Genomic DNA, 18,356 nt, shown 5'->3' with positions numbered 1-18,356 from the left:
CCTGAATTTGTCACCCATCCGAACCGGCACCGCCTCCGAATAGCAGATGTGCAGGCGAATGACACAAGCAGGCGATCGGTCGCGGTCATCGGAAGTGGCGTAGCGGGGCTCACCGCCGCCTACGTGCTCTCGGCGCGTGACCGGGTGACGCTCTATGAGGCGGATGTCCGGCTGGGCGGCCACGCCCACACCCATCTTGTCGACGACGGAGCCGGTAACACCGTCGGCGTCGACTCCGCGTTCCTGGTGCACAACAACCGCACCTACCCCACCCTGTGCCGACTCTTCGACGAGCTCGGCATCCTCACCGGCGACACCGACATGTCGATGTCGGTGCGCGCCGACAGCATCGGACTCGAGTACGCCGGCGCCCGCGGGATCGGCGGCCTCTTCCCCACCTTGTCCAACCTCACCCGGCCGAAGTACCTCATCATGCTGGCCGAGGTGAAGCGGTTCCATCGCAAGGCGACCGCACTGCTGCAGGCCACCACCGAGGACACCGACACGGTCGGCGAGTTCCTGCGGCGTCATCATTTCAGCGCCTACTTCACCGAATACTTCATGACTCCCCTGGTCGCCGCGGTGTGGTCGTGTGCACCCGACTCCGCGCTGGACTATCCGGCGCGCTACCTGTTCGTGTTCCTCGAACACCACGGGATGCTCACGGTGTACGGATCGCCAACCTGGCGCACCGTGGTCGGCGGGTCCGACACCTATGTGCAGGCCATCGCCGGCCGACTCGACGAGGTACACACGTCGCGGCCGGTGTCGGGAGTGCGACAGGTACCCGGCGGAGTGCAGATCACCGCGGGCCCGGATGCGCCGCGCCACTTCGACGCCGCCGTCATCGCGACGCATTCCGATCAGGCGCTGGCAATTCTGGAGCAGCCGACCGAGGCCCAGCGCGCCCTCCTGGGGGCTCTGCCCTACACCACCAACCGGGCGCAACTGCACACCGATGAGTCGGTGCTGCCGCGCCGCAACCGGGCCCGCGCCTCGTGGAACTATCTGCTGACCCCGGCGCGCGATCAGGTGCTGGTCACCTACGACGTCACCCGGTTGATGCGGTTGACCGGGCCGAAGCGGTTCCTGGTCACCCTGGGTGGACACCAGCACGTCAACCCGGCCACCGTGGTCGCCGAGATGACCTACCACCATCCGCTCTACACCGCAGAATCGGTTGCCGCACAGAAACTTCTGCCAACCCTCAACGAGGAGCGGCTGGTCTTTGCCGGCGCGTATCACGGCTGGGGATTCCACGAGGACGGCGCCGCATCCGGCCTGCGCGCCGCCCAGCATCTCGGAGCACAGTGGCCGGCGACGAGCTCGAAGCAGGTGGCGGCATGACCGCAGCGCTGTTCCAGACCCGGGTCACGCACCTGCGCCGCGCCCCGGTGCATCACTACTTCGAACACCAGAGTTACTGCTGGTACATCGATATCGACGAGCCTCCGCGACTCCCCGCGCCGCTACGCCCGTTCGCCCGGTTCGACCCACGCGACCATCTCGAGGCGCCCCCGGACGGGCCGGACACCCTGCGCCGCCGGGTCGACGCGTTCCTCGCGAAACACGGTGTGCACCTCCCGGGCGGCCAGGTCACCGCACTGATGCAGGCCCGGGTGCTGGGTTACGTCTTCAACCCGTTGAGCCTGTTCTGGTGTCACGACGCCGATGGTGAGGTCCGCGCCGTGATAGCCGAGGTGCACAACACCTACGGCGGCCGGCACGCCTACTTGCTGCCGCCGGATCAGAGCCGCCCGACGACGGTGCCCAAGAAGCTCTACGTATCCCCGTTCAATGCTGTCGAGGGTCACTATCAGGTACGGGCGCCTCGCCCCGACGACAAGCTCGACGTCACCATCACCCTGCACCGGGAGAACCACCCGGCGTTTGTCGCCACGCTGCGGGGCACCCGCCGCAAAGCGACCACCGGACGCCTCGCCCGGCTGCAGCTCACCGCACCGCTGGCTCCCCTGATGGGCGCGCTCAGCATTCGAGTCCAAGGCATCACCCTGTGGTTGCGCCGCGTACCGGTGGTGCCGTGCGAGCAGACCTGTCCCGTCGCCGACACCAAGGCCGCAGCAGAAAGTGCGAACCTGCCATGACCATCAACACCACTGGAACCCAGCATCTGGCAATAGATTCCGAGCGTTGGCCGGGGCTGGCGAAGGTCCCGGCGGGGCCGGTGGCGGCGGTCTCGGCCAAGGTCGCCGACAGTCTGTTGCGGCGGGCGGCGGCCCGGCTACCGCTGCGGGTGGCCTATCCGGACGGGTCGGTGGCCGGCGCTGCCGACCCGACTCTGCCGACGCTGGTGCTGCACCATCCGGACCGGCTGGTGCGCCGGGTCGGCACCAGCGGGCTGATCGGTTTCGGCGAGTCCTACATGGCCGGAGAATGGTCATCCAGCGACTTGGCCGGCGTGCTGACCGCATTCGCGACCTCGATGGCCGATCTGGTGCCACGCAGCCTGCAGAAGATGCGTCCCATCGCCCTGGCCCGACAACCCCGGACTCATCACAACAGCCGAGACCATGCCCGGCGCAACGTCTCTGAACACTATGACCTGTCCAACGAGCTGTTCGCCGAGTTCCTCGACGACACCATGACCTACTCGAGCGCGCTGTTCGATGAACTGCCTGCCACCTGCGACGCTCTGGGCGCGGCTCAGCATCGCAAGATCGACCGGCTGCTCGACTGCGCGCTGGTCGGCCCCGGCACCCGGGTGCTCGAGATCGGCACCGGCTGGGGTGAACTGTGCCTGCGCGCAGCTGCCCGTGGCGCACAAGTGCTTTCGGTAACGCTGTCCACCGAGCAGCAGCAGTTGGCCCGACGCCGGGTCGCCGAGGCCGGCTTGTCAGACCGTGTCGATGTCGAATTGTGCGACTATCGCGACGTCCAGGGCCGTTACGACGCAGTGATTTCCATCGAGATGATCGAGGCCGTCGGATACCAGTTCTGGCCCACCTACTTCCGCACCCTCGATGATCTGGTGACCCCGAACGGGCGCGTCGCCATCCAGGCGATCACCATGCCACACTCGCGCATGTTGGCCAGCCGCAACACCCACACCTGGATCCAGAAATACATCTTCCCCGGTGGCCTGCTGCCGTCGGCCGAGGCCATCCTGGGGATCACGCAGCGGCACACCAGTTTACGTACCGTCGACATGTTCTCCCTGCAACCGCACTACGCCGAGACACTGCGGTTGTGGCGGGAACGGTTCCTGCAGCGGCGCACCGCGGTGGCCGCACTCGGTTTCGACGACGTCTTCCACCGGATGTGGGAGCTGTACCTGGCCTATTCGGAAGCGGGATTCCGCTCCGGTTATCTGGATGTGTACCAGTGGACCTTCGCCCCGACCGGGGGACGTTGGTGAATTTCCTGGCCGTCACCCTCGCCTCGCTGGCCACCATCGTGGTGGTCTTCGGGATCACCTTTGCCGTCGGCAGGCGCCTCGGGCGTTACAACGTCGTCGACGTGACGTGGGGTGTGGGGTTCGTGGCGGTGGCGGCGACGGCGGCCGTGGCCGGAACCGGTGATCTCACCCGTCGGCTCCTGATGCTGGTGTTGGTGGCCGTCTGGGGAGCCCGGCTGGCCTGGCACATGTACGGCAAGACCCGGGGCTCCGGCGAAGACCCTCGTTATGAGGCGTTACTCGGCGCGAATCCGTCGACGGCCACGGTGCTGCGCAAGGTCTTCCTCGTGCAGGCCGCTGCAGCCTGGTTCATCTCGCTGCCCATCCAGGTGTCGGCGGCGGCCGGACCGACACCGGCCATCCTGTTGCCCGTGCTGGGCCTCGGGGTCATCGTCTGGCTGATCGGTCTGGTGTTCGAGGCCGTCGGCGACCACCAATTGAAGGTGTTCAAGGCCGATCCCGCCCATCGGGGTGTCCTGATGGATCGTGGACTGTGGTCCTGGACGCGGCACCCCAACTACTTCGGCGACGCCTGCATCTGGTGGGGCGTGTGGTTGGTGAGTCTCAGCGCCTGGCCGGCATTGCTCACCATCGTCTCGCCGGTGGCGATGACGTACCTGCTGGTGTACGGCACCGGCGCCCGCCTCACCGAAAAACACATGGCCGACCGGCCGGGTCTGCGCGAGTACCGCAACCGCGTGTCGTTCTTTCTGCCACGTCCGCCGCGGCGGCGAGTGTGACCGCGTTTGCGCTGCCTGCCGTTAGGCTCGTGCACGTGACGGACCTCGACGCGTTGCTACGCCGGGTGGCGCGGCAAGACGCCGACGCGTTCGCGACGTTCTACGACCACACCCGCGCCCGGGTGTTCGGCCTGGTGACACGCGTATTGCGCGATCCCGGGTACAGCGAGGAAACCACCCAGGACGTCTACCTGCAGGTGTGGCGCTCCGCCGACAACTACGACCCCGCCGCCGGATCGGCGTTGTCGTGGTTGATGACGCTGGCGCATCGGCGCGCCGTGGACCGGGTGCGTTCCGAGCAGGCGGCCAGCCGGCGCGAGTCCCGCTACGGCTCGGCCACCGTCGATCGCGCCGTCGATCACGTCAGCGACACGGTGCTCCTACGCGAGGAGCGCCAACAGGTGGTTGCCTGCCTGGACGGATTGACCGATCTGCAGCGTCAGTGCATCCAGTTGGCCTACTACGACGGCCTGACCTATTCGCAAGTGTCCGAACGGCTGTCGGCAAATCTGGCGACGGTGAAGTCCCGGATGCGCGACGCACTCCGCGGCCTGCGTAGTTGTCTGGGGCTGCGATGACATCTCCCGAGGACAACGTGTTGGACCTGGCCGTTCCGTACGCCCTGCACGCCGTGAGCACCGACGAGCGCGACGAGATCGACGCACGGTTGCTGCGTTCGGGTGACGCCGACGCGTTCTACGACGAGGTGCGGGCCATTCGCGAAGCAATGGCGGTGTTGTCGGCGGCCACGGCGGTGGAACCTCCCGCCGCGCTGCGGGATCGGGTGCTGGCGGTGACGGCCGACGCCGCGGTGGTGGCGCTTCCGCAGCGACGCAATTGGCGCCAGCTCGCGGTGGCGGCCGCTGCGGCGGTGGTGGTCGGGCTCGGGGCGCTGGGCGTGGGCATCTCGATGCGACCGGAGGGGCAGCCGTCGACCGCCGAGCAGGTTTTTGCGGCTCCCGATGTGCGTACCGTCTCCGGCGAGCTGCCCGCGGGCGGCCAGGCCACCCTGGTGTTCTCCCGGGACCGCGACGCCGCCGTGCTGGTGATGAACAATGTGCCGCCGCCGTCGGAGGGCACGGTGTATCAGATGTGGCTGCTGCACGACGGGCAGGCGACCTCGGCGGGCACCATGGATGCGGCTTCGGTGTCGCCGTCGACCACCGCGGTGGTGCCCGATATCGGCGCGTCGACCGAGCTGGCCTTCACCGTCGAACCCGGCACCGGGTCCGAACAGCCGACGAGTGAACCGTTTGCGAGCCTGCCGCTGAGCTGAGTCACTGGACGGTCGCTTCGGCGCATTCGTCCAGCACGTCGTTGATGTCTTCGCGGCGCCGCCACGCGCGGCGTTGCCGGGTGGCCCCGTTGCCGTCGCGCAGGATCCTTGTCATTTCCTCGGTGACGTACTCGTAGTCACCGGCCGCCTCCAGCGCCGGCCGCAGCTCGTCGACAAACGCGGTGAGCAGCGGCGGTATCCCGCCTTCCACGCCATCACGCGCGCATCGCCAGTAGGCCGCCCGCAAGCGGTGTTCGGATATCGGGTGGCGCACGTCGAGGTCTTGCATCGCCGTCATGACCGCCGCCCGGACCAGCAGCGCCAGCACCGTCGTGTCGGCGGCGGTGGCGGGCACGTCGGCGACGCGGATCTCCACTGTCGGGAACTTCGCCGACGGCCTTGCGTCCCAATAGATCATGCCGTCGTCGATAATCGCGCCGGCGTCAAGCATTTCGGCGACGACGGCGTCGTACTCGGCCGCCGAGCGCAGGTGCGGTGGCGGCCCGGCGCTGGGCCAGCGTCCCCACTGAATTCTGCGCCAGGAGGCGTAGCCGGTGTCGTCGTTGCGGTAGATCGCCGAGTTTGCGCTCACCGCAAGGAGCAGCGGCAGCCACGGCCGCAGCCGGGTGCACACCCGCACCGCGGTGTCGCGATCCGGAACGGCGACGTGCACATGGCATCCGCTGATGCCCTGCTCGTGGGCGAGCATGCCGAATTCGGCGGCGATCCGGTGGTAGCGGGGCTTGTCGGTGATCGGGAACGTCTGCGGCACCGTCGGCGGTAGCGCGACGGCCAACAACCGCGCCCCCGCCTTCTCGGCCGCTTCGGCGGTGACCCGGCGCAACCGCACGATCTCGGCCAGCACCTCCTCCCGTCCGTGCAGCACCTCGGTGGCGGTCTCGACCTGGCAGCTGGTGAGCTCGCGTTGCAGGTCGACTCCGTTGGCCGCGGCGTGGCGGGCCACTTCTTCGTTCTTGGCCACCGGTTCGCCGGAGTCCGGGTCTACCAGTAGGAACTCCTCCTCCACCCCAACCGTCGGCGGCTCGCCGATCTCGATGCTCACCGCGGCGGGATTCACCAATGTCGGTGCGGTCAAACGTGCCGCGCGTAGCATCACGTTCGATGAACAAGAGCTTTCGGTTCGGCGTTGGTGTCAACCGGGTGCATTCACGCACCGCACTGATCGAAAATGCCCGGCGCTTCGAGGATCTGGGCTTCGACGTCTTCATCGCACCGGATCATCTCGGGGCCATCGCTCCCCTGCCGGCGCTGGCCGCCGTCGCCGCGGTGACCTCGACCATCCGGGTCGGCACCAACGTCCTCAATGCCGGCTTCTACAAACCCGCTCTGTTGGCACGCGACGCGGCGGACCTGGATCTGCTCAGCGACGGCCGGCTCGATCTGGGCCTGGGCGCCGGTTACGTGCGCGAGGAATTCGAAGCCGCCGAGCTGCCCTACCCGCCTGCCGGCCAGCGCGTCACCCATCTCGAGCACGTCATCGACTACCTGCGGGAGCATCATCCGGCACTGCGCCTGCTGGTGGCCGGCAACGGTGACCGGGTGCTGACGCTGGCGGCCACCCAGGCACACATTGTTGGCCTCACCGGCTCCGACCTCGGTAAGGGGGTCGCCGATCCGTTGGCCGAGCGGGTGGAATTTGTGCGGACCGCCGCCGGGGACCGGTTCGACGAACTCGAGCTGAACTTGACCGTCACCGCGTCGGCCGATTCCTCGGGCAAACCCGATCTGTCGTTGATCCGGCGGTACTCGCCGAACAGCACCGACGAAGAGCTGCTCCGCATGCCGGGAGTGCTGTCCGGCACACCCAAGGACATGGCCGATCAGGTCCGCCACCTGCGCGACACCTACGGCATCACCTATCTGACGGTGATGTTCCGGCATGCCGATGAGTTCGCGAAGGTCATCGCCGAGCTGCGCTGACAGTGTCCCGGGGTTTCCCTGGCCGACCCGGGTCCTGGTATTGCTCCGGCCCGGTGCGCGCAGTCCTGGTCACAGAGCCATCGACGTGGCGCTGTGTGAAGCATTCGCCGCCGCCGAGTACACTCCCACCGTCGCCCCCGTAGCTCAGGGGATAGAGCACGGCTCTCCTAAAGCCGGTGTCGCATGTTCGAATCATGCCGGGGGCACTTTCTACCTGCTTTGGGTCCGTTGATGCTGGCCACTGCTGTTTCGGTTGATGCCTGACAGTGGCTTCGGCTGATCCTTGACACTCCCTTGAGGGAGTTGACCGTGGCCGAGCAGCGGTACCAGGGGTGTTTTGGCCGCGATCAGCGATGGGTTGTCGATGTCGCAGGTCGCCTCGTCCGAATCTGCGGGATCGGAGGTCCCGGAAGTGGAAACGGAGAGAAGTTTCGCGGCGATGGGGTTGTGGCAGATGGCTGTCCTGGGCGGCTTTCCCGCTCGCTGCCGGCATGTCAGCGAAGGCACTGACCGGCGTCGATGATCATTCTCGGATCTCCGCGTATGCCACCGTGATGGCGCGTCAGCGGACCCGCGCGGTCTGCGATGGGTTGCGTGGCGCCCTGGCCCCTCATGGGGTGCCGGCCCAGATTCTGACGGATGACTCCCACGGTGTTCACGGGCCGGTTCAATCATCCGCCGGTGGAGGTGTTCTTTGATGCGATCTGCCGCCAGAACGGGATCGGCATCTGTTGACTCAACCCATTTCATCACCGTTGCGTGCTGAGTTCCGCTCGGGCCGAGCGCCTTTCGTCAGTGTTGACATGAACTGGCGCCGTTGGTTGCGCACCTGATCAACAAACCACCGTCGCCGATCTGATCGGCGACGGTGGTTTGATGACGTTGCCCTACAGACGTCGACTCGCGACTTATCGTCCGTAGTAGTCGTTTCCGCGAGAGAACTCGACGAAGACGCACGCCTCGTCCCCGACGGTCCACGCGTCATGGCCAGGAGGAAGCAGCATGACGTCGCCGGCGGAGAAGACGTCTTCGGTCCCGTCGGTCATCTGCACGGCCAGCGATCCCGCCAGCACCAGGGCCACATGCGGCAACTCGCAGAGATCCGTGCCGGCGTAGTCCTTCAAGTCATTGGACCAGCGGGCCCCCACGCCGAACGTCACTTCGGTGACGGCGACTCCGTCGAGCTCGGCGGTGCGCTTGGAGATCAATCCGTGGGCGTCGCTGGGAACATCAGCCAGTCGAGCCTTCTGCATCGCGGGATTGAAGCTTCCCATTTGGACCCTCCGGTCGGTCGAGTTTTACCAAGATGGTCATCCTGGATCTGCTGCGCTGGGCACCTTCCCGCGTGGGAGACCAAGGGTTGCGGTCCCCCGCGATCGGCGCCGGTGCACACCCTATCCGGGGCCCGGCAACCCACCGTCAGCAGTGTCGATGAACAAAACCGGGTGTGTGTTCGATCAACGCCTGTTGAGGTGACGCAGGGCCGACCGAGCGGCGTTGTGACCGCACATACCGTGGGCGCCGACGCCGGGTGGCGTGGCGGCCGAGCAGATGTACATCCCCGGCACCCCGGTGCTGTACGGGTCCACAGCGAGTCGGGGTCGGATCAGAATCTGCTTCGGATCGTTTCGGCCGGTGGCGATGTCGCCGCCGACGTAATTGGGATTGTGGGCGGCCAGCGCGGCCGGTCCGCGGCGGTGGATCTTGACCACGTGACGGCGAAATCCGGGCGCAAAGCGCTCGATCTGCGCCAGGATCGCTTCGGTGGCGTCTCCGGGGTAGCCGTGTGGCACGTGGGCGTAGGCCCAGATCGGGTTGCGCCCGTCGGCACTGCGGGTCGGGTCGGCGAGGTACTGCTGACAGACGAGCACAAATGGGCGCCCCGGCATCATGCCGCGGGCGACTTCCCGTTCCGCAGCGACGATTTCGTCGACGGTCCCCGCGACGTGTACGGTTCCCGCCCGCCGGCATGCCTCGTTGGTCCACGGGATGTCCCCGTCGATCGCGAGGTCGATTTTGAAGGCCGCGGCGCCGTGCCGGTAACGCCGGAAGGCGCGGTGCACTCGTCCCGGTAGTGCGTCGCCGGCGATATCGGCGACCGCGCGTGGTGCCAGGTCGAAGATCACGATGTCGGTGTTCGGTAATTGCGTGAGTGAGTCGACAAACACTCCGGTCTCGGTCTTGCCACCCAGATCGGTCAGCCGGCGAACCATGGCGGCGGCGATGGCCGCCGAGCCACCTTCGGCGACCGGCCAGCCGTACCGGTGTCCGGCGGCAGTGATCATCAACCCGACCGAAGCACTGCTGGGCCGGGTCAGCGGATAGTAGACGTGCGCCGCCACCCCCATGAACAACGCGCGTGCCGGTTCACCGCGCCAGGCCCGGGCCAGCGCCGTCGCCGGCATGAGCGCCTGAACACCGAACGTGCCGAGCTTGATCGGATGCCGCGGTAGATGCACGATGGGCCGGAAGACGTCGTCACGAAGCGCGTCGAAGTTCCTGCTGAGCGGACCGAAGATTCGCCGCCAGGCGTTCCCGTCGCGCCGACTGAACTGGTCGGCGGTGTCGCCGATCGAGGTGTGCAGGGTGGCGGCACTTCCGTCGTCGAACGGATGGGCCAAGTCGACATCGGGATAGCGCCAGCGCAGCCCGTAGTCCTCTAGCGACTGACTCTGGATGAACGGCGATGCCGCGGTCATGGTGTGGATGGCCGAGCAGTCGTCGTGGCGTAGACCCGGCAAGGTGAGCTCGCTGGTGCGGGTGCCGCCGCCGAGGGTGTCCGCAGCTTCCAGCACGGTGACGTCGACGCCGCGCTCGGCCAACGTCAGGGCCGCGGCGAGCCCGTTGGGGCCCGAGCCCACCACCACGGCGGTACTCATCGGATGCGGGCCGTCGACTTCGTGGCGGCCAGGCGCACCGGTAGCTCGTCGCCGGGGGCGTGCCACGGTTGGCGACTGAGCATCTCGGCAACGTCGACGTAACCACGTTCCAGCTCACCGGTTTTGGCGTCGACGATGCGGTAGGCCTGCCAATGCCGATGGATGGGCTGGCCCTCCAAGATGATGACCCGCACCTCACCTTCCTCGAAGTGGCACCGTCGCTGCAGGGCGTCGATGAGTTGCTCGTTGTGCAGATGACCTTCGCCGAAGTTCCAGCCCAGGATCGGGCCCGCCATGTACTCCCCGTCGCGGATCACATAGTCGGCCTCATTGGGGACAGCCCGCGGAATCAGCCCGTTGAGCGCGCGGCCGTGCGTGTGCATCGCCCGCCAGGCGGTCATTTTGTCGAGCATCACTTCAGCGATCTCGGGGCCGTAGAGCTTGGTCAGCTGCCGGTTGGCCAGCGCCGAGCCTTTGACCACATTGTCTTCGATCTTGTCTTCCACCCCGGGGCGAAGGCACCAGGTGCTGGTGGCCCAGTTACCGGCGTAGTACCGCATGGCGGGCAGGAACGACACCTTGTCCGGGAACAGGTTTCCCACGATCGGCACGACAAGCAGTGCGGCGATCAGGATCGCCAGCAGCAGTGGCGACTCCAGGTCGGTGGCGCGGTAGCTGCCGTATCCCCCGTAGAGGTAGAACAGGGACACGATGAAGAAGGCGTTCCACTCCAACGGCACCCCCATGGGAATTGTCGAGGTGATGTTGAGGTGGAAGACGACCATGAATCCGACCGCGATCCACAGCCACGGGCCGCTCGACGGTGCAAAGAAGACCAGGTAGAGCGGGACCAGGAATTCGGCGGTGGTTCCGCCGACGTGGGCCAGCATCTTCGGCAGCCACGACGGGCGTAGGTCGTGGACCGGGTCCCGCCACATCAGGCGTTTGGCCCACTTGGCGCCGGCCAGGACCGGGCTGTTGCTCATCATCACCGCGACCACATACGGGAAATGGTGGTTGAGCTTGGAGGTCGCCGCACCCCACCACAGGGCAAGCAGGATCAGCTTGAACGCCGCGATCTGATCGGGAAACGGGAAGAAGAAAACGATGAGCGTCAGCGCATAATGCTCGCCCCGGGCGGCAAGAAAGACTGTCTTGTCCCGCAACCCGAGCAACGCCAACGCCGCCAGCATCGGTATGACCAGCAACGGGTTCAGCAGCCCGACGTCGCCGGCGGCGGTGACCGATCCACCGTGCCCGGGCGCCAACAGCACCCAGGCTCCCGACAGCAGGACCAGCGCGTACAACAGGACGTCGAAGAGGCTTCGGGTGTCGCCGCGAGTCAGGGGCACCTTGTCCGGCCAGGCCGGAAGCCGCACCGTGCCGGGACGCAGCCAGTACAGGAACCCGCCGAGCGGGGGCAGGAACCGCAGGGTCAGTGGACCCGAACCGCATCCGAGACCGAGGATCTCGAAGAGCAACGTGAAGACGACCAGCTTCTGGTAGACGATCGGCTGGGTCCACCATGAGTCGATATCCGTGAGGCCGCCCAGGCCCGGGGTGAGGGAGATGACGACGGCGGCGCCCGCCAGGTAGGCGGCGATCTTGACAACGTAGAGCAGATAAACCGCGTATGGCGTGCCGAAACCGTTCTCGGTCCAGTGCCGGGTCATCACCTGAATACGTTGCCAGCGAGGAATGCTCGGCCACGACGCGGTATCCACATCAGGGATGTTGGGCTTGATGAAGCTCATGGCGGCGCTTCTTTCGAGGTCAAACGGTGGTAGGTGGGCTGAAACGTCGGCGGAGGGCGGGTTTGTCGGGCTTGCCGACAGGGTTCTTCGGAATATCCTCTACCAGAACCAATTCGGGAATCTTGTACTTGGCGAGCGATTCTGCCAAGTGCTCGCGCAGAACTGCCGCGGTCAATTCGGCGTCGGGTTGTGCGGTGACGAAGGCGACCGGGATCTGGCCGTACACGGCATCGGGGCGTCCGACGACCGCGGCCTCCCGGACCCCGGGATGGGTGTAGAGCACCGACTCGATTTCCTTGGGGTAGATGTTCTCTCCACCACGGATGATCATGTCCTTGGCCCGGTCGACGAGCGTGAGATAGCCGTCGTCGTCGAGGAATCCGATGTCGCCGGTGCGCAGCCAGCCGTCGACGATGGTTTCGGCGGTTGCCTCGGGACGATTCAGGTAGCCCCGCATCACGGTGGGCCCCTTGATACCGACTTCGCCGGCCGTTCCGGGTGCGACGCCCCCGCCGCTGTCGGTGAAAATCGCGACCTGTTGGCCGGGGAGTGCCACCCCGACGGTGCCGGGCTTGCGAATTCCGTTGAGCGGGTTGGTTGTCGACGCACATGTTCCTTCCGAGAGGCCGTAACCCTCGATGATCGGGACGCGGTAACGACGCTCGAATGTGTCGATCAGTGCCGGTGGCATGGGGGCGGCGCCACAGATCGCGAACCGCAGCGAACTGGTGTCGGGGGTGATCTCCGCGGGCAGCGTGGCCAGCATCGAATAGATGGTGGGCACCGCCGAGAAGTAGGTCGGCCGGTGACGTTCCACAATGTCGAAGAACCGTTTCGGGTCGAACCGGCCGGCGATGGTCGTTTGGCCGCCGGCCAGCAGCGGCGCCAGGATGCTGACCACGATCCCGTTGACGTGGAACAGCGGGAGTATCAGCAGGCTGTGGGTTTCGGGCCCGCTGTCCATGGCGGTGTTGATCGATTCGGCCATCGCCATCAGGTTGGCGTGGGTCAGCTCCACCCCTTTGGGGCGACCGGTGGTGCCGCTGGTGTAGACCACCAACGCCACATCGTCAGCGCGCCGCGGTCCAGGCGCAGGCCTCGGCGCCGCCACGTCGGCGCCGATCCGCAGCACCGTGACCTCTTGGTCGGTGTCGCTGTCGTCGCTGATCATCACCCGCACCGACGCATCGGAGAGTTGGAACTCGACCTCGGCGGCCGTGAGCGACGGATTGATGGGTGTCACGGCTGCACCGAGACTCCATGCGGCGAACAACCCGATGACAAACTCGCTGCGGTTGGGCAATTTGATTGCCACCACATCCCCGGCGACCGTTCCGGCCGCCGCGAGCCGGGCCGCGGCGGCGTCGATCCGCGCCACCACCTCGACGTTGGAGAGCTGCCCGTTGTGCTCGTCAGACAACGCCGTCCGGTCGGGGTGCTCCTCCGCACGGTGGTCAAGCAGGTCGGCGAAATGCATCGAAACTCCTCAACAGCGAGATCCTGGGGCCTGACTCACGCTAGGCGCGCCGATGTGATGTACACCATATGTCGACCAACCGAAGCTGACCGCCGCCGTCGTGCGCTCCGCACAACACACAGCATCATCGGGACCTGAGGTCTCTGGACGTGGGAGTCAGAACAGCACGACCCAGCCACCGGCAGGCAAGCAGCGCGATCTGCACGTGCACAACAAGGTCGTGGTCTTCGAGCGATACCCCGCACTTGTCCAAGGCCTGACCGATCCGGTACTGGATGGTGTTCCGGTGTAGATAGAGGGCTTCGGCAGTCGCCGCGTAGCTGCGATTGCGGGCCAGGAATTCACGCAGCGTGTCTCGCAACCACTGGCTGCGTTCGTCGTCGACGGCCAGCTCGCCAAGCACCGCGGCAACAAAGCGGCGCAGGTCGGCCAGGTTGTCGGCCATCAAAGCCACCGGGGCCACGGCAGCGTAGGTCACCACCGGCCCCAACTTGTCATCGCCGGCGACCGCCACCACCTGGGTCCGTTCGGCCTGACGCAGGCTTCGCCGGAATCCCTCGACCCCACGTCCGGGGTCACCCATGGCCACCCGGGCGGCCAAACCGGCCTCCTGCAGTGCGCGCCCCAGGGGTTCGGTCTGCACCTCGACGGCACCGACGGGCCACCACAGCCGCGCCTCCCGTTCGTCGGTCGGGACCATCAGCGCCGGACCGACGGCGCCCAGCCGTTGACCGATGAGCGCCTTTGCATCGTCGAAGAGCTCCCCCACTTCCCTGGTGGCCACCTCGCCGTCGGACCACATCACCGCTGCCAGGTGCAGACGGTCGAGCCGGTACTCCAAGGCGTGCTCCGCGCGGCCGATGTCCACCGGCCCACCGTTGAGGACTTCATTGACCCAATGCTGGCGAAGACCACTGCGGCTACTCACCCAGCGGTCGCGTTCCTGCTCGTACACCACGCCGACCTGATCACACACATGGTCGATCCACAGCGCAGCTCGATGCACCAATTCTGCGGCGGCAGACAAGGCTTGATCCTGGGATTCAGCCGTTCCCAGCACCGTCATCGCCTCGTCGATGAACCGGTTGTGCCCGATCCGGTAGGCGCGAATCAGCGCCGACAGCGGCACATCCCGCTGCGCCAGTGCGCGCGCATAGACCAACGCCGCGCTCGGCGCCTCGACATCGCCTTCCTCACCGCCGTGTTCGAGGAAGTGAACGGCGGCGACCACATTCTCGGTGATACTGGCGTTCAACAGATCGACCAGCCGCGCGTCATGGTCCAAGGAACGAATCTGGGCACGCGTCACCGACACCAGATCTGCGATGAACCCGTCACGACGCACGCTCATCTGTTGCGCAACCCACAACACCAACGCACTGGGCTGCTCAGCCACGGTCCACCTCCACCCCCGCACCGCTACTGACAGGTGATCACGCTGCCCAGAACAGCGCGGCCGCTCAGACCATCTGCCGCGCCAATGCCGACACCCGATCCGCGTTGACCAGCAGGTCCTCGCGACGGCCCGGCCACCACGAGACGTTGAGTCCGATGAGCACCACATAGACGAACGAGGCGACGGCGTTGTTCGCCGACCCCATGATCCCATCCCACAACGCCATCACCATCACAACGAGCAGCACCACCGGCACCACCCAGCGCCACGGCTTGGTGCTTTCCGCGGCAGCGTGCAACCCCCGGCTGTAGTCGAGTACCGCGGGGGCCAGCCGCGCATCCCGGATCGGCCGGGCCCTTCGCACCGCATTGACCACCAAGACTCGTTGACTTCCCGTCAATTCCCCTGCACCCGGCCAGAATCGACTCATCCGGGAGGCCGTCCAGGCGCCGCAGGCGATGCCGAACACCACCAATGCGATCACCCCGGCGCTGGGATCGCCCGTATCCAACCAGGCCATGGCTCCGGCACACACACCGAGGCAGACCCCCACTGTCATCGCCCGACGGACGGGGCCGCCTTTCCACACACTGGCGGGCACTGTCAACACCCGGCCATTGTGACGGGGCAGCGGCGTTTGCGCCGCCGAACGGCATACTTGCTCGTACCTATCCAGGACAAGCCACGGAGGACAGCCGCGCGTGACCACATCTACCGATGCCGCCGTCGGCGAACCCGTTTTTGTGGTCGTGCATCAAGACGACCCGCTGGCGGCACCACTGCTGGATGAACTGTCCGTCGAGTACCGCAACCGATACGGCGACGACATCGGCGGCGAATACCGTGACCTACGCGCCTACCCACCCGAGGAGTTCGAACCTCCCCACGGCACGCTGGTGATTGCGCTGATCGACGGCAGCCCGGTCGCCGGCGGAGCGTTTCGCCGGCACGGCTCGACCACCGCCGAACTCAAGCGGATCTGGACAGCAGCCACGCATCGCCGACAGGGCCACGGCAGACGCGTGGTGGCCGAATTGGAGCGCCTTGCAGCACAATACGGCTACACCCGGGTGTATCTGATGACCGGTCCGCGGCAGCCGGAGGCCGTCGCCCTCTACCGCGCCATGGGATACACACCGCTCTACGACCTCGCCCTGCCGGCCGAAACGGTCGGCGCCCATACGTTCGAGAAACAACTCGGTGACGCATGAGTACTCCGCAGGTCCCGCAGCTGGTGCTGGTGCCGGACGATCTGGGTGTTGCGACGCTCGCCGACTCGACGAGCATCACAACGCTGCGCTATCAGCCGGGAGAACCGTGGCCAGATGCCGGTCTGGACGCGACGGTGGTGGTGGTCAGCCATGAAAGCTCCGAGGCCACCGCGACCCGATTTGCCGAATTGCCCCGCCTCGAGCTCATCCAAACGCTGACTGCCGGTTTCGAGCAGTGGCTGCCCTATCTCCCTGACGGTGTGCAGTTGTCCAACGGTCGCGGCGCACACGGCGGCTCGACCGCCGAGTGGGTGGTGGCGGCGCTGCTGTTCCTGTATCGAGATCTTGCCTACTTCAACCACAGTCAGTCCGAAGGCCAATGGCGGCCGGCGGACACCGACACACTCATCGGCAAGAGGGTCCTCGTCCTCGGGGCCGGTGATCTCGGCGCCAACCTGGCAGCCCGGTTGACCCCCTTCGACACCGAGGTCACGCTTGTCGGACGCACCGCCAGAGCGGGAGTCCTCGCCCTCGGTGAGATCGGTGAGCTGCTGCCCCACGTCGATGTTGTGGTGTCGATGCTGCCCGCCGACGCGGCCACCCACCACCTCATCGACGCCGAGTTCCTGTCACAACTGCGCGACGGTGCCATCGTGGTCAACGCCGGACGTGGTGGCGCCGTGGACACCGACGCCCTGACGGCCGAGTTGATGTCGGGCCGACTGCGGGCGGCGCTGGACGTCACCGACCCGGAACCGTTGCCCGAAGGCCACCCCCTGTGGACGGCTCCGGGGCTGTTGCTCACCCCGCACGTCGCCGGAAGCACCGAGGGCGCCTCGGAGCGGGCGTGGGTGATCGCCCGGGAGCAGATCGAGGAGTTCCTCGGCGGCGGCCGTCCAGCGAACCTGGTTGCAGGCCCCGGCGCGACGGACCGATGAGGACGTCACGCCGGGGCCAAACCCGTTGCTGCGGAAGATGTTCGCCTCAGGTGTTGTTGGCCGAGACGATCACCATCTCGTAGTAATTCGCCTGCCACGCATTGAGGAACGCGCCGACCGGCACCTTCATCGCCCGCCCGAAAGCGGAACCGCTGTCGTTCAGATAGACCATGCCACGATTCATGTCGATGGCAATCACCACCAGTTCGTGGTCACTGTTGGTCCAGTTGGCGGTGGCGCCCGGGGTGTAGTTGTCTGCGGCAGACCAGATAGTGTTCGAGTTGACTCCTGCCATCACGGCTTTCCCTTGCGCGAGCGCTGCCTGCATGGCCGAGAAAGCCCGCTGGCCGTCCTGGGCGGTGGGCAGGTCGATCGGGTTGTCGTCGTCGTCGAAGGTCCCGGAAATGTGATACTCCGCCGTGACGTTGAAGTGCTTCTCCATCAACCTCGCGGCGTCCTTCGCGTAGGCGCCTTCCTCGATGTTCTGGTGTAAGAAGACCCGCTGGCCGGGGATGACGATGCTGTCGGTATCCATCGCCAGGGCGATCATCTGCGCCTCGGTGAGCGGATGCTGACTCGTGACCTGCGCGACCGCCATGGACGTCGCCATCAGCACACAGTTGAAGTAGTGCTGCTCCGACCAGTATTGGCCGTTGGCCGTGGTGCCGTACTGACCGTTGCCGGTGACCGTGAGGACAATCTCCCGATCGATACTGTCGGGCTGCGCCAATCCGATGGCGACCGCAAACGAGTGGACGATTCCCTGCAGCACCCCGGCTGCTCCCGGAAGCTTTGCAGTGGTGCCGTTGTTGACGGTGACCACAAAGTGGTCGGTGATCCCCGCGTCGACGAGCCTCTCGTCCGGTGTGTAGACGAATTTGCCGGTGGTTTCGTTCAGCGTCAGGGTGCCGAACCGTGGGGGCGTCTTGACCGTGTAGGTCAGGTCGAACCCGTTGCTGCTCTGACCATTGAGATCCCCGTCGATCTTCTTGTCGCTGCCGTATTGGCTACCCCAGCTCGGAGCCACGATCGGGGCGTTGTTGAACAGGATGTAGGAAAGCTGGCGGGCCAGGCCATTCCACAGTGACTGCAATGTGATCGGTTGCGCCGCGGACACGGCCGCAGCACTGAAATCACTGACAGCACTGGTTGTTTGAGCCGAACCTGGGTGCCCGTTCACGCCCCCGGTACCGTCGTCGCCGTCGTATCCGTGCCGGTCACCGATGGAATTGCTTCCGGCGTCACCGCCGTCGCCGGCCGAGCCGCCGTATCCGAAGTCGCCGCCGTCACCACCGTTGCCCGGCTCCAGGTAGGCGGTGCCCCCGGCAC

At 66.4% G+C, this 18,356-nt stretch carries 17 protein-coding genes, 1 tRNA gene and 1 pseudogene; 11 read left to right on the top strand and 8 right to left on the bottom strand.

What is annotated here, in order from left to right:
* Nucleotides 1-48 precede the first annotated feature (48 nt).
* From WBB07_RS29635 to WBB07_RS29610, 6 genes are read left to right on the top strand one after another with little or no spacing between them, the layout of a single operon-like run.
* On the top strand, nucleotides 49-1,347 hold the full coding sequence (locus tag WBB07_RS29635) for an NAD(P)/FAD-dependent oxidoreductase (protein ID WP_526313383.1): 1,299 nt from the start codon (nucleotides 49-51) through the stop codon (nucleotides 1,345-1,347).
* On the top strand, nucleotides 1,344-2,105 hold the full coding sequence (locus WBB07_RS29630; protein ID WP_526313381.1) for a DUF1365 domain-containing protein: 762 nt from the start codon (nucleotides 1,344-1,346) through the stop codon (nucleotides 2,103-2,105). Before WBB07_RS29635 ends, WBB07_RS29630 begins: the two co-directional genes overlap by 4 nt.
* On the top strand, nucleotides 2,102-3,376 hold the full coding sequence (locus WBB07_RS29625) for an SAM-dependent methyltransferase (RefSeq protein ID WP_526313379.1): 1,275 nt from the start codon (nucleotides 2,102-2,104) through the stop codon (nucleotides 3,374-3,376). The genes WBB07_RS29630 and WBB07_RS29625 overlap by 4 nt, the downstream gene beginning before the upstream one ends.
* Nucleotides 3,373-4,155 carry a DUF1295 domain-containing protein gene (locus WBB07_RS29620; protein ID WP_526313462.1) on the top strand — a complete coding sequence of 261 codons (783 nt, stop codon included), beginning with the start codon at nucleotides 3,373-3,375 and terminating at the stop codon, nucleotides 4,153-4,155. The genes WBB07_RS29625 and WBB07_RS29620 overlap by 4 nt, the downstream gene beginning before the upstream one ends.
* Nucleotides 4,152-4,733 carry an RNA polymerase sigma factor gene (locus WBB07_RS29615; protein WP_526313377.1) on the top strand — a complete coding sequence of 194 codons (582 nt, stop codon included), beginning with the start codon at nucleotides 4,152-4,154 and terminating at the stop codon, nucleotides 4,731-4,733. Before WBB07_RS29620 ends, WBB07_RS29615 begins: the two co-directional genes overlap by 4 nt.
* The gene (locus WBB07_RS29610; protein ID WP_526313375.1) at nucleotides 4,730-5,431 is read left to right on the top strand and encodes an anti-sigma factor; all 702 of its coding nucleotides are present in this window, start codon (nucleotides 4,730-4,732) and stop codon (nucleotides 5,429-5,431) included. Before WBB07_RS29615 ends, WBB07_RS29610 begins: the two co-directional genes overlap by 4 nt.
* Nucleotide 5,432: 1 nt before the next feature.
* On the opposite strand, the gene WBB07_RS29605 is transcribed toward WBB07_RS29610, so the two are convergent.
* Nucleotides 5,433-6,482 (bottom strand): carboxylate-amine ligase, encoded by a 1,050-nt coding sequence (locus tag WBB07_RS29605; protein ID WP_526313460.1) that lies wholly within the window; start codon nucleotides 6,480-6,482, stop codon nucleotides 5,433-5,435.
* A gap of 71 nt (nucleotides 6,483-6,553) precedes the next feature.
* Between WBB07_RS29605 and WBB07_RS29600 the strand changes: the two genes are divergently transcribed.
* The 3 genes and pseudogenes from WBB07_RS29600 to WBB07_RS29590 form a co-directional block, all read left to right on the top strand.
* Entirely contained in the window at nucleotides 6,554-7,372 is an 819-nt protein-coding gene (locus WBB07_RS29600) for a TIGR03621 family F420-dependent LLM class oxidoreductase (protein WP_526313373.1), read from the top strand.
* 133 nt (nucleotides 7,373-7,505) lie between these two features.
* Nucleotides 7,506-7,578: transfer RNA gene (locus WBB07_RS29595), tRNA-Arg, on the top strand.
* Between the two features lie 177 nt (nucleotides 7,579-7,755).
* Nucleotides 7,756-8,169 (top strand): annotated as a pseudogene (locus WBB07_RS29590) (transposase family protein); the annotation flags it as partial.
* A gap of 111 nt (nucleotides 8,170-8,280) precedes the next feature.
* Here WBB07_RS29590 and WBB07_RS29585 read toward each other — a convergent pair.
* The 6 genes from WBB07_RS29585 to WBB07_RS29560 form a co-directional block, all read right to left on the bottom strand.
* Nucleotides 8,281-8,646 (bottom strand): cupin domain-containing protein, encoded by a 366-nt coding sequence (locus WBB07_RS29585; RefSeq protein ID WP_526313371.1) that lies wholly within the window; start codon nucleotides 8,644-8,646, stop codon nucleotides 8,281-8,283.
* A gap of 183 nt (nucleotides 8,647-8,829) precedes the next feature.
* Nucleotides 8,830-10,251, bottom strand: coding sequence for a phytoene desaturase family protein (locus tag WBB07_RS29580; RefSeq protein WP_526313369.1), 1,422 nt, complete (start codon nucleotides 10,249-10,251; stop codon nucleotides 8,830-8,832).
* Nucleotides 10,248-12,005 carry a DUF3556 domain-containing protein gene (locus tag WBB07_RS29575; RefSeq protein WP_526313367.1) on the bottom strand — a complete coding sequence of 586 codons (1,758 nt, stop codon included), beginning with the start codon at nucleotides 12,003-12,005 and terminating at the stop codon, nucleotides 10,248-10,250. The genes WBB07_RS29580 and WBB07_RS29575 overlap by 4 nt, the downstream gene beginning before the upstream one ends.
* Nucleotides 12,006-12,024: 19 nt before the next feature.
* Entirely contained in the window at nucleotides 12,025-13,482 is a 1,458-nt protein-coding gene (locus WBB07_RS29570) for a class I adenylate-forming enzyme family protein (protein WP_526313365.1), read from the bottom strand.
* A 124-nt stretch (nucleotides 13,483-13,606) separates the two neighbouring features.
* The gene (locus tag WBB07_RS29565; RefSeq protein WP_526313363.1) at nucleotides 13,607-14,878 is read right to left on the bottom strand and encodes a PucR family transcriptional regulator; all 1,272 of its coding nucleotides are present in this window, start codon (nucleotides 14,876-14,878) and stop codon (nucleotides 13,607-13,609) included.
* A gap of 64 nt (nucleotides 14,879-14,942) precedes the next feature.
* Nucleotides 14,943-15,488 (bottom strand): hypothetical protein, encoded by a 546-nt coding sequence (locus WBB07_RS29560; RefSeq protein WP_526313361.1) that lies wholly within the window; start codon nucleotides 15,486-15,488, stop codon nucleotides 14,943-14,945.
* Nucleotides 15,489-15,579: 91 nt separating this feature from the next.
* Between WBB07_RS29560 and WBB07_RS29555 the strand changes: the two genes are divergently transcribed.
* Nucleotides 15,580-16,089, top strand: a complete 510-nt coding sequence (locus tag WBB07_RS29555; RefSeq protein ID WP_526313360.1) for a GNAT family N-acetyltransferase — start codon at nucleotides 15,580-15,582, stop codon at nucleotides 16,087-16,089.
* On the top strand, nucleotides 16,086-17,027 hold the full coding sequence (locus tag WBB07_RS29550) for a 2-hydroxyacid dehydrogenase (RefSeq protein WP_526313358.1): 942 nt from the start codon (nucleotides 16,086-16,088) through the stop codon (nucleotides 17,025-17,027). The genes WBB07_RS29555 and WBB07_RS29550 overlap by 4 nt, the downstream gene beginning before the upstream one ends.
* Nucleotides 17,028-17,073: 46 nt before the next feature.
* Here the strand turns inward: WBB07_RS29550 and WBB07_RS29545 are convergent.
* Nucleotides 17,074-18,356: C39 family peptidase (locus WBB07_RS29545; RefSeq protein ID WP_526313356.1), on the bottom strand; the 1,283-nt coding region annotated here is incomplete at its 5' end.

This window comes from Mycobacterium sp. (genome assembly GCF_049647605.1).
In the GTDB taxonomy this organism is placed as follows: domain Bacteria; phylum Actinomycetota; class Actinomycetes; order Mycobacteriales; family Mycobacteriaceae; genus Mycobacterium.
The sequence above is the reverse complement of the archived record's forward strand: the minus strand, read 5'-3'. Positions and strand labels throughout refer to the sequence as shown.